The sequence below is a fragment of the Mesorhizobium sp. M5C.F.Ca.ET.164.01.1.1 genome (assembly GCF_004792125.1).
GTDB classification, from domain to species: domain Bacteria; phylum Pseudomonadota; class Alphaproteobacteria; order Rhizobiales; family Rhizobiaceae; genus Mesorhizobium; species Mesorhizobium wenxiniae.
On sequence record NZ_SRTG01000025.1, the window covers coordinates 1 to 11,571 of the forward strand.

An 11,571-nucleotide genomic window follows, 5' to 3' on the forward strand; every position below is an offset into this window, starting at 1 on the left:
CGAGCGCAAGAGCGCCTCGATCGCTCAACCACGCCAATTAATCGGCCGGAGCAGATGATGCCCACCTGCGAAGTTTATGTCGTCGGCTCGTACGGAGTTGCGTTTTGGATTGTGGGCGACGTGCCAGGTTTGCCTTCGGAAATGGCGGCAAGGGCTCTAACCAGGCTATTGGAGCTGCGCGTCTCGGCGCCAGATGCAAACTGCTGGCGGGCGTGGGCGCCGACAGATTCGGTGACGAGGCAGTGCAACTCTGGCGCGCCGAAGGCGTCGACTGCTCGGCAGTGAGGCAGATGGTCGGGACACCGACGATGGCCGGGATCATCATTCTCGACGCTGCAGGCGAGAACCGCATCATCACCGATCCCGGCGCCAACGCGCGGCTCACGGGGACCGATGTCGAAACCTTCGCGGCCACCTGGACGAGCCCGGGCATCTTGCTCACACAGCTCGAGATACCAGTCGAGACCGCGGCACGCGCGCTTGCCATCGGCAAGGCGCGGGGGCTGACGACCATCCTTAATCCCGCACCTGGCCGCGCACTGCCGAAGGAGATCCTTGCGGACGTTGACATCCATGATCCCGGTCCCGAGCCAGGTGCGGACTGGTTGGCGGTCAGCCGAACCGATAAGCGTCGCGGCATACAAGGCATCGCTCTGCAGGTTTAGGAGACGATGGACCGGGATCCGCATGCCGTCTCCATCTAGGGCAAGACGTACTGGGGTATGCGCTGTCGATCAGGATGGCTATCCACGATGCGATTGTTCGGAACCGCCGCAATACCGAGACATCCGAGTGATTGTCGAAGAACCAGGCCGCCCGCGTGTGGAAGCGCATGATCACTAGCTGCGCTCATATGGGGCGGCAAGGCGGCATGGGATGCGAGAAAGTAGAGCAATGGTCGCACAAAGGATTGAACAAAGGCGCCAAGAATTCCAGCTGCCGATGTGAAACGAGCGCGGACCATGCGCGGCTTCGTATGACCGGAAACCCGTCAGCGCTTCGATTCTATCTTCGCCGCCCTGCGGACCCGCTTCGTTCCACCTCACTCAAGACAAAGTGCATTTGCAATCCATCTTTTAGCCGTCTGAACGTTGGCGGAGTGAAGGCAGTGACGACGCACTGCAGGGCAGCAGCGCACATCGCTTCAGCGCGTTCATCTGCTACAACGTGCGCCTGAAGTCCTAGTTGCATGACGCACAACGGCGCCAGCGGTGTGTCTCTCGCCATTTACCTCATACCGCGTGATATAGCACTTTCGCTTACCGCCCCATGCATAAACGTAAAACTTCTTCATCAAAACATCACGTGCCGTCACGATGAAAAAACTGCAGTTGCCACCAACATAATCAACTACTTGGCAGCATTTGTGGCACTGCCGTACCCATATTGACGAAACATATAGCAATGATAACCTGTCAAAGTCATTCCAGCAGACGCAGATGAGTCAACCAATGGTCAGATGTATTTTGACGCTAGCCGCATTTCGTTTTTACAAAAACGGGGGCGGCAACGATGAGGTCGGATCGTCTGGCGGTAGGACAGCGGAGTTTTGCTCCGCAGACCTGTTCGAACCCAAGTCCCTAAACCAGTTCAGGACTCCCGATTATGATTGCCGGCTCCTTGGACGCTCCGTATCGAAGGCGGTTGCCGCTTACCTCCACACTTTGCCGATGCGGAGGGGCAAGGCCCAAGAGAGGACGACAAGCGAGAAGATCTCATCCAGAACGATTGCGGGTGTGCGAAGGAGAAGCTGTATGCAGTACGTACTAGAGCGCTTGGCCGCAAAGATGAGGCAAGTCGATAGCGCCCCACAGGCCGCCGATAAGTTTCACATAGAGAGGTTCAATCCTGATCTGTATGGCAAGGTCTTGCCGTGTCTTTCCGGGGATGATCGCAATTGCTGTATCGGTCACTCTGATGCAACGGGTCCAGACGGAGGCTGTCTAACAGGAGAGGCTACCCAGCGGCAAAGCCGGGAGGATTGCCTGTTTTCGAGCAACAAGGGCGACGCACACCACATGGCGCGAATAAACGCCCATGATATCGCAAACATACTCACGCACTTCGGGAACTCCATAAAGGTACTCTCACTTGACTGTTTTGATACGTTGCTATGGCGCAAGACAGCCACGCCTGAAGATGTTTTTGCCGTGCTGGCCGATAACCCTGTCGCGCGAAGCTTAGAAATAACTCCTCACCAACGCATTATCGCTGCTGCGCATGCCTATCGAGCGAAGCTTTTGGAGAATGGATCCAGCGAAATCGATATAGGTGATATTTATCGGGTTTTTAGGTCGCTTTCTCGTGAGGAACGGGAGTTACTGGCCGAGGCGGAAATCCGAACCGAAATGAATATTTGCTTTGCGTTCCCGCCGTACATAGAACTGATCAGACTGGCGCACTCCCGCGGTATCAAAATTATCGTCGTGAGCGACACGTATTTGCGCGAAGGCGAGTTAAGGCGCCTCTTGGCTCGGCATTTGCCTGAAGATGTTATGCAGGCAATTACGAAGATTTACTGCTCAGTCGATTATGGCACTTCTAAGAGCCATGCTCTCTTTACTAGTGTTATTAAAGAGTGTCGCGTGCCTGCATCGCAACTACTGCACATTGGCGACAATAACATAGCCGACGTGCAAGCGCCGCGGAAATTGGGCGTCCGTACGCTACATTTCCTGCCGTTTGATCGTGAGGTCACAGACTTCTTGCGCCTACAGCACGCGGCATCTTCGCTGATTATATTCGAGGAAGCAGCACCGAAATCCGTTATGCTGCCCTGCTATAGCCCGTTTCGGGCAATCTTTTCTGTAGCAAACCTGCAGCCGTACGCGCCTGAGACCGTGATCGGCTACATGTCGTTTGGCCCGGTGCTGTACGCCTATGCCCGTTTTCTCATGGACGAGGTGGAGTCGCTGGAGCAGCAGGGCAAGCGTGTAAGAGTCTTCTTTCTGTTGCGTGACGCTTATCTTCTTTCAGCTGCCTGTGAAGCCTATGCGCGCAAGCCCATCGGCAAACTGGTACGAATCCGCAAATTTCTTGCTATTGCCTCCTCTTTCAAAACCCGCGCCGATGTCGATTATTATCTCAGCCGGATCCACCCCGAATCTAATAACCATGCCACTGCAAAACAGCTTTTGCTACCGCCCGAAGTGACTGAATTGTTAATACGGATCGCCCATCAATCTGCCGATCCGCAAACGGCGTTCCATCAGTTGCTGCGCGACGACGATGTGTTGCAGTTAATATTCAAAAAGTCATGTGCTTTGCGTGCCCGCTTGAAGCTCTACCTTTCAAAGGAGTTGGAATTGCGGGAAGGCGACACCGTTATTTTGGCCGACATAGGTTATTGCGGCAATACGCAAGATTATTTGGCCAGAACCTTTAACGAAGATTTAAATGTTAACATACTTGGTCTATATTTGTCTGCTCCGGACAAAGTTCTCCGTTCAGCGAACAGCAAAGCACTTATTACCACAACCTCCTGGAATTACGATTTGCTGGAACAGTGCTGCGCCTCCAAAGAAGGAGAGCTTGTGGACTATAACTTGAATGGCGATCCAGTTATTGAGAATAGCAAGATAAGTGAAAATCAGTACGATAAGGTAGCGAAGGTTCAGGACGAATGCCTGAGATTCATCAATGATGCTAGAGCGTTTTTTACCTCGTCGGGTGTGACCCATGATTATTCTATCTTGCAGCAAGCCGCCCATGCGGCGCTATTTCGTCATGTCTACATGCCTGTTGAGGCGGAGTTGGATTATTTCAAGGACTTCCAGGAAGAGAGACTTATGGGGCCAGATCGCAAGAAGACGATCTTTAACCTAGAAAGTGCTTGGAAAAATGTGAGGTGCCTGCCTTCACCTTACCGCCTGGGTGCATACGAAACGCGCAGCTTGGGGCTTGACTTCACGTTCAGCTGGCTTGTACAAAAAAGATTTATGCTTGATCTATTCCCAGAAGACATGAATGTGCTTTTCTCACCTCTGAAAATCTCGATAGGGAGCATACACGAGTCCCAGGCATTTTTACTTAGGGCACACCACCTGCATGGCGGATATTTCTCCATTATGCTGCCATGTGTGACTAAAGCGAGTGTAAAAATGCTTCTGGGAGAGCATTACGAATGGCTGCAGATCGTGAGCATACAACTTGTGGATGGCGCAGGAAGCGTGCGCAGGAATCTGTCGAGCTCTCTCGAACTGGAAGAAATTAACCGGGAAGGAGAGATTTTCCGGTGCCTGTCGCAGGCAAGTGTCGCGACAATACATTCTTGTGATTTGCAAAAGTCCAAAGCGCCTCAATACTATTGTATGATCTTTCGCCCGCTGGTTTCGAGATCATCTGATCTGAGATCAGGGGCCTCGCTTAGTAAGGAAAATTAGAGCCGGCTGCGCAGCGATGATTCATTGGCCCCGAAGTGATTCGGAGGATGGCGGGGTGCGCGGTCGGCGACGATGGAAATGGGGAACTGTTCAGATATTGTGAGGAGGTGGACAGCGACCGGCGCGGTGGCGAAGTGAGGTCGCCAAAACATCTCACGTTAGAGGCTAAACGTGCCAGTCGCTGGCCAACCGGAAACACCGAAGTAGCGCGGCGTCAAACGCGGTTGTCTCAGAATGGTCTCGTCCTCCGAGTCCTTGTCCACCGCAAGCGGGATGGGGCCGCTGTTTCGGACAGCGACGGCATATAAACTGGACGGACTTGGACACAGCAAACCAACGGACCCATACAAAGGGGGAGCCAGCCTTGACACTCCTCATATCAACCTCGTCGACGGTAAAGCCGGTGTTCGGTACCCATCCGGTGAAGCTTCTGATTACCCACATCGTGGGCGGGCCTATAGCCCCGTATGAATCTGCCGTGATTCTGTCCGTGACGCCGAATAACGGAGGCGTCACGGATGCGAGACAAGACCAGCAGCAGCGAGAGCTGCTTGGCAGGAGGAAGAGCTTTCTGCGGCGGCCCTTCCCGACAAGCGTCTGGCCCGTCGGCTGCAACGGTTGCTGGATCAGATGTCAGCTGCGCCGGGCAAGCCAATCCCGGCGGCGTGCGGCGACTGGGCGGCGGCGAAGGCGGCCTACCGCTTCTTTGACAATCCGCGTGACCGAACATAGCGTTCTCGCTGGCCATTTCGCCGCGACTGCGGCGAGCGAAGGTCCGATCCTCATCCTGCAGGACACGACCGAATTTATCTACAGCCGCGCGCAGCCGGGCAAAATCGGTTTCACCAAAACCATCCACGCCGGGCGCTACAAGGCCGGGCAGCCCAACGTGCTGACCTTGTGCGGGGTGCAGATGCATTCGAGCTTGGCCGTCACCCTCACCGGCACACCCTCGGTCTGACGGCGGCGAAGTTCTGGACCCGAAAGAAATTCAAGGGAACGCTCGCGCTCAAGCGGCACATCAATCCCACGCGCGTGCCGATCGAGACGAAGGAGAGCTACGCTGGCTGGAGAACCTGCGCCAGTCCATCGCGCTCGTTGGCGCGCCCGAGCGCTGCGTGCATGTGGGTGACCGGGAGAGCGACATCTACGAGCTCTATTGCACCGCGCAGGACCTTGGTACCAGCTTCCTCGTGCGGGTGCAGACGAACAGGCTGGCAGAGCGGCCTGCCGATGCTGCCTCACACGATCCTGCTCATCGCGTCTTTGCCCAACTTGCGGCGGCGCCTTGGGCGGGACGTCATCGCATTACGGTCGATCAGGACGAGACGACCTGGCTGCAGGTGAAGTTCGCCGCCATCAACACCTTGCCGCCCGTGGGCAAACAGAAGCGCTACAGTCCGCAGGTTCTGACTTACATCCACGCCCTTGAAGAGAATCCGCCGCCCGGTCGCGAGCCGATCGACTGGAAGCTGGTGACCAACTTACCGGTCGAAGATCTCTCTGCGCATTTCGCTGATTGTGAGCAGCCATTTCACTCGATTGCGAGCGCTCATTTCATTTGATCGTGAGCAGGTATTTCACGCGATCATGAGCGGCCGCTTCGACCGACTTGTTCATTGATTCAGGTGTTTGCGGCTGCGTCAAGAGCGTGGGCGCGAGCGCTGTGTTTTCGCATGCTTTCTCCGGTAAGTTGAAGGCGGTGAGCCTTGTGAACGAGGCGATCCAGAATCGCGTCGCCGAGGGTGGGATCACCAAACATCCAATGCTGCCACCATTCTCGACGGGGTGGTGTCTCATTTGACAGTCATCGACCCGCGTCACGGGCTCTCGGGTCAGCGTCTGGAACTCGTGTCGTCCCATTCTGCGCGCGGTCCGGCTTTCGTCGTTGTTCGACTGCCTGACGGCCGCCGCCGTTCAATTCGGCGCTCGGTGACCGACCTTGCAGAGGCGTCGCCGGAAGAACAAGGCGCGTCGAAATCGTTGGCTCGCATCAATGGCCGAACGCTGCTCACATTGCTGCACCATTTGAACAGCACGTTGACCTCCCGTGTCGAGGAGGTGATTCGCGATGAACATTCAGTCGAATCCGTGCCGCGTTGCGTCCCAGACAGTCATCAGAGTTCCAGTCCCATCCGTAGCGAAACTACCACGCCTGTGGTTCGACCTGCCGGCGGAAACGCAGAAGCAGATCACGCAAAGCGTCGCGCGGCTTCTTTTGCGGATGCGATCAACGGGCGTGCCGATAGCGGCGGATCGGCATGTTGAGAGCGCCGAATAGACCGGTCGAATGTGTGACGGCCGCGCATCGCGGTAAGCTCGCTTACATCTATGTCCGCCAGTCTTCCGTGAACCAGGTGCGGCATCATCAGGAAAGCACGGAACTGCAATACCGCCTCGTCGACCGTGCCGTCGCCCTCGGCTGGCCGCATGAACGCGTGCACGTCATCGACGAAGATCTTGGCAAATCCGGAGCCGGGACCGTCGAGCGATTGGGGTTCAAGAAGCTGATCGCGGAGATCGGATTGGGCAATGCCGGCCTAGTCCTCAGCCTTGACGCTTCCCGGCTTGCCCGCAACAACCGCGATTGGCATCAGCTCCTCGATTTGTGCGCGCTCTTCGGCGTTATCATTGCCGACGGCGAACGTCTCTATGATCCCTGCGCCTACCATGACCGCTTGCTGCTCGGCTTGTCCGGCATCATGAGCGAGGCGGAGCTTCACCAGATCAGGCAGCGGCTCCATCAGGGCGAACGTCAGAAGGCGGCACGCGGCGAGCTGCGCCGTCGCGCCGGACTGAGTTCTGCGGTGCGTCGGTCGGTTCCGGTGCGCACCTTCGGCGACTGGAACGATCCGCCGCCCGGATATGTCGAGGTCGACTTCGTTGCCCATTCCGGTACCTCTTCGCCCGGCAGCTTTGTGCAAACGATGGTCTTGACCGATATCGCCACAAGCTGGACCGAGTGCGTTGCCGGTGCGGACGCGAGAAAGTGGTCTTCATCGCTGCCATCAAGCGGGCTAGGTCGTTGTTCCCCTTTCCGCTTCAAGGCGTGGACTTTGACAATGACAGCGCCTTCATGAATGAACTCGTGGTCTCCTGGTGCAGAAGTCAAGGATTGGAAGTGACGCGTTCCCGTGCTTATCGGAAGAATGATCAGGCATGGGTCGAGCAGAAGAAGGGTGCCATCGTTCGTCGCCTGGTCGGCTATGGCAGGTTCGTGGGTGCGGAAGCCACGGCGGCGCTTGTTCGTCTCTATGACGCAGTGCGGCTGCACGGCAATCTCTTCCAGCCCTCGTTCAAGCTGCGAGAGAAGACCCGTATCGGCGTGATCAAGCGCTATCATCCACCAGCGCCGCCGGTCGAGCGTGTATTGGCCCGTCCCGAGGTGGCGGAGGTCGACAAGGAGCTGTTGCGTGCGATGGTCGCAACGGCGGACCCGGTGATGCTGTTCACCGGCATCCGTGCGGCGCAGGAAGATTTGGGAAGACGCGTCGATCGTCGTGGAGGGCAAGCAACGCCACAGGAACCGGTCGTCATCGATCTGCAGCGCTTCACTGCAACTCTGAAGACGGCTTGGCAGGGCGGTGAGGTGCGACCCACCCATAAAAGGCCGTATCGGCGGACAAAGCCTTATCCCAAGAGACCGAGCATGCTTGAGCCCTATGAAGCTCAGATTCTGGCATGGTTGGAGGCCGAGCCGACACTCTCGGCAGCCCTCGTGCTGCAGAGGCTGATGAACATCGATCAAGCACGGTTCACGACCAAAAGCCTGCGGACGGTGCAAATAGCCGTGAAAGCCTGGCGTGAGGAGACAGCCGTTGAAATCATCAATGGCGACTGGATGGCGATCTCCCCGATTCTTCAACCCGCCATCGTTAGGTAACATTCTTCGGTGAGGCAACAGGAGGGGTCAAATCCTCACTTCGCTTGACAACGGGCGGCGCGGAGATCTGGCAGAGCTCCTTGCGCCACCGGAAAAAGCTGGCTCACATGAGTGCCGGCCGATCGCGCAAGCTCCGAAACACCTGGCCCCCAGCTCAAACGTTGCCCCGACAGCCGCTCCTTCTCCTCCCGGGACCAGCGCCGACGCCGCTCCACCGAGGTGATCACTTCAATCTGATGCGCTGTATTTCGCCGAGGACTGGCCATGCGTCCCGCCGGAGAAGCTGCAGCCGGCGGGGCTTTTGCAGGCGTTCTACTCCATTCTTTTTAGCGGTGGAATACGACAGTCTGTTCTGCTGGCTCGCGTCGGCATTGAGAAAGCTTAACGGACCCGGCGGCCAGGCTTGCACTTTGAAGGAGGTTGGCATGCCGGGAGCCAAACGCGCCAGGTGACCGAGTCGAACGATAACGGTAGCAGGCTCACAGATTTGGAGGATGGTTCGAGACCGCGGGACGAATCCGTCCTGCGCTCAGTAAAGATTTATCGGACCAGCCACGGGGCCCGTCAAAACGCGGTCGAAGGCAGGGAGATCCGCCCTCAAGACGGCACTTGAGACCTTGAGTTCTTTGACCTGTCATTACGCACCTTTGGCAGCGCATGAGGGATGACATCGAGTGCGCATCCTCGCGCTCAAGACCCGCCGCTAATAGCAGGTTTCGCTGTTTGCACGTCACTTCGGCAAGTCGCCGGACTATCTGGTGGCGCCGATGTCGCGAATCCGACAACATGTCGCGGCCATTTCAACGGTTGCGCGTGCTCGCTCTGGCTAAGTAACGAGCACCGCATGCCACACGTGGCACACCGATTGCTGGGATGAAACCAAGAGCCGCCGCGGCAAACTGTCGTAACGGCCCGTCCCAAGATCGCAGGTTACATTGGAGTGCTAGCTATGTTGTCTCAGTTTGAAAACCAGTCCATAAACCAGGAGGTGGCTAGGCTCAATCTGCCGAACTCTCGGATCAAGCACTTCGCTCCGGCTAGCTACGCACAAGCTGGAGAAGACGTCATTGTCGAAGGAATATTGGCTGCAAAACTCTGGAAGACCCAAAGGTCTTGGGCCGATGTCTTCTATGTCGAGATTGGCGCTAATCACCCCATCTCCACCTCAAGCACCTATCTTATGTACCAAAGAGGCGCACGAGGTGTTCTGGTTGAGCCCAATCCTGAGCTGGAAGCGCTGATCCGCACTGCGCGCCCTGAGGACGTTCTCGTGCAATCCGTTGTCTTGCCCGCTCCGCACGCGTCCGCCACGCTCTTCATCGGAAACGCCCATGAGCTTTCCTCTGTGGATAAGGCACATGTTGAAAGCTTCGGCGACTTCAACGGTATAGGAGGTATCAGAGGAGATATCGAGGTGAGCGCGATCGGTATCAATGAATTGTTGTCTCCCTATGCCAATAAGATCGACTTTTTGTCGATTGATTGCGAAGGACTGGATTACGATCTCGTGAAGGCTATCGACTACGAGCGCATCAGACCTGCTGTCATCCAATGCGAGCCAAATGAGCATTATCTAAAGGGCATCAGCGCCAAAATCATTAATCTGATGGAATGCAGATCATACCGGCTTGCTGCAATGACTGATATCAACGTCATCTTCGAGCGATTGACCTGATACAGCGGCCTGCGTATTCGAATGATTTCGGACAGTGATTCCGAGACGAAACTGGACACCTATTCCGATATAATACCGGACGCGGACCGTGCGGCTGTGGAAGCGAGGTGCGGACCCGCTCACTGCACCGGCAATGTTTGAGACTGGTTCCGAGTCCAACGGCGTAAATGGATATGTGGACCGCATAGCCGACAGCGAGGCGCCTCGAGAGGCCGGGCTTTTTTCGAGGTGATCGGCCGAATTGGCGACAGGAGCGTGCAGAATATTGAGGTCGAGCTTCCTCCGGAGGGCCACTGGCTGGTGGCAAGGCCGCGCAAAGCGGGAGGGGTTGACGGGACGACCCATGCCGCCGACGCGCTGATCGGCATCTCTCTCACCTCCTTCATTGGTCAATGATCGTGGAATCGGGACCCCGTATTTTCGCGTAAAGGGACCCCGGTCGGGGCTTTGAGAGGCACGATGTGGAGGCCGGATCAGGCGGAGCTGGTCGGGGTTGCGCAGCCTGATCGGGCGCGGCTGATTGGCTCGGCTTTAGCTTTGCGAGCGGCTTTTGAAGCGCCAGGACTCGTTCCCGGTTCGATGATCTCGCAACGGAGCGGGTTAGTTTCCGCAACCATCCGGGGCTCAGGGCAGCGATCCGCGAAGTCCTGCCCGAGGCAGTCTGGCAGCGCTGTTACGTGGGGCTGTTGAAGAAGTCTCGTCCTGCTGATTCAATTGAGAAATCGTTGATTCTCTGGAGGGGTTCGCGATGCTTGGACGGAAGGAGCGCGATCAGCTTGAGCTATTCATGACTGGCTCGCTGCGACAGCTTCTCCCTGATGATCATATTCTCGCGCGGGTCGATCGTGTGCTGGATCTGTCCCTGGCTGCGCGACGAGGTGGCGAACCTCTACTGCACCGACAATGGCCGCGCCCCGGCATCGATCCCGAGGTGGCTGTACGCCTGATGCTCGCGGGTTTCCTGCTTGGAATTGTGCATGATCGCCGGCTGATGCGGGAGGCGCAGGTCAACATCGCGATCCGGTGGTTTGTCGGCTACGGCCTCCATGAGGCATTGCCCGATCATTCTTCGTTGACGAGAATCCGCCAGCGCTGGGGTGAAGAACGGTTCCAGCGGATCTTTGAGCGCACTGTACAAGCCTGTATCGACGCCAAAATCGCCAAGGGCGAAGTCATTCATGTCGATGCTTCGCTAATCCGCGCCGACGTCAGCTGGATAGCTTGGCGGTGCGCCACCTTGAGGCGGTGAGCGCGGCGAATGCAGATGAGGAGGCAGCGATCAGAAAAAGCCGCAAGACAGGAAAATTCAAAAAAGTCTGCATCACGGATCCCGATGCGAGCATGGCGACAAACGCCCGCAACCGCCGTCTGGAGCCCGCCTACAAACAGCATACCATCGTCGATGATCTGCGCGGGGTAGTTCTCGATGTTGCCGTGGCCACCGGGGAGATCAACGAGGGACAGATGATCGTCGAACGGATCGAAGCCGCCATGGTGTCGACCAGGTTATCTGTTAGCACCGTCACTGCCGATGCCGGCTATGCCTACGCGAAAGTGTTCGGGGCGCTCGAGCGTCGCGGCATTGATGCGTTGATTCCGGCCAAGGCAGAGCCGATCCGTAGCCCGGTCCC

At 57.0% G+C, this 11,571-nt stretch carries 8 protein-coding genes and 3 pseudogenes; 10 read left to right on the top strand and 1 reads right to left on the bottom strand.

Annotated elements, in window-relative coordinates:
- Window positions 1-104: 104 nt before the first annotated feature.
- From EN807_RS31895 to EN807_RS37100, 4 genes and pseudogenes are all read left to right on the top strand, one after another.
- The gene (locus EN807_RS31895) at window positions 105-665 is read left to right on the top strand and encodes a PfkB family carbohydrate kinase (protein ID WP_189522653.1); all 561 of its coding nucleotides are present in this window, start codon (window positions 105-107) and stop codon (window positions 663-665) included.
- Window positions 666-1,754: 1,089 nt separating this feature from the next.
- Window positions 1,755-4,382, top strand: coding sequence for an HAD family hydrolase (locus EN807_RS31900; protein ID WP_135937895.1), 2,628 nt, complete (start codon window positions 1,755-1,757; stop codon window positions 4,380-4,382).
- Between the two features lie 663 nt (window positions 4,383-5,045).
- Window positions 5,046-5,142, top strand: a pseudogene (locus tag EN807_RS37545) (transposase DNA-binding-containing protein); the annotation flags it as partial.
- A gap of 358 nt (window positions 5,143-5,500) precedes the next feature.
- The gene (locus EN807_RS37100) at window positions 5,501-5,947 is read left to right on the top strand and encodes a hypothetical protein (protein ID WP_245485752.1); all 447 of its coding nucleotides are present in this window, start codon (window positions 5,501-5,503) and stop codon (window positions 5,945-5,947) included.
- Window positions 5,948-6,006: 59 nt separating this feature from the next.
- On the opposite strand, the pseudogene EN807_RS31910 reads toward EN807_RS37100, so the two are convergent.
- A pseudogene (locus EN807_RS31910) lies at window positions 6,007-6,138 on the bottom strand (ATP-binding protein); the annotation flags it as partial.
- A gap of 44 nt (window positions 6,139-6,182) precedes the next feature.
- Here EN807_RS31910 and EN807_RS31915 point away from each other — a divergent pair.
- From EN807_RS31915 to EN807_RS31940, 6 genes and pseudogenes are all read left to right on the top strand, one after another.
- Entirely contained in the window at window positions 6,183-6,650 is a 468-nt protein-coding gene (locus EN807_RS31915) for a DUF5372 family protein (protein ID WP_127209774.1), read from the top strand.
- A complete protein-coding gene (locus EN807_RS37105) occupies window positions 6,644-7,462 on the top strand; it encodes a recombinase family protein (RefSeq protein WP_245485750.1) in 819 nt (272 codons plus the stop codon). Before EN807_RS31915 ends, EN807_RS37105 begins: the two co-directional genes overlap by 7 nt.
- Window positions 7,459-8,265 (top strand): hypothetical protein, encoded by an 807-nt coding sequence (locus EN807_RS37110; protein ID WP_245485749.1) that lies wholly within the window; start codon window positions 7,459-7,461, stop codon window positions 8,263-8,265. Before EN807_RS37105 ends, EN807_RS37110 begins: the two co-directional genes overlap by 4 nt.
- A gap of 949 nt (window positions 8,266-9,214) precedes the next feature.
- Entirely contained in the window at window positions 9,215-9,940 is a 726-nt protein-coding gene (locus EN807_RS31930) for an FkbM family methyltransferase (protein ID WP_127209772.1), read from the top strand.
- Between the two features lie 255 nt (window positions 9,941-10,195).
- Window positions 10,196-10,336 carry a hypothetical protein gene (locus EN807_RS35900; protein WP_164759637.1) on the top strand — a complete coding sequence of 47 codons (141 nt, stop codon included), beginning with the start codon at window positions 10,196-10,198 and terminating at the stop codon, window positions 10,334-10,336.
- A gap of 352 nt (window positions 10,337-10,688) precedes the next feature.
- A pseudogene (locus EN807_RS31940) lies at window positions 10,689-11,571 on the top strand (transposase); the annotation flags it as partial.

Coding starts and splice junctions, on each gene's coding strand:
- EN807_RS37110 (WP_245485749.1), top strand. CDS start 7,459: ATGAATGAACTCGTGGTCTCCTGGTGCAGAAGTCAAGGATTGGAAGTG.
- EN807_RS31930 (WP_127209772.1), top strand. CDS start 9,215: ATGTTGTCTCAGTTTGAAAACCAGTCCATAAACCAGGAGGTGGCTAGG.
- EN807_RS37105 (WP_245485750.1), top strand. CDS start 6,644: ATGTTGAGAGCGCCGAATAGACCGGTCGAATGTGTGACGGCCGCGCAT.
- EN807_RS31900 (WP_135937895.1), top strand. CDS start 1,755: ATGCAGTACGTACTAGAGCGCTTGGCCGCAAAGATGAGGCAAGTCGAT.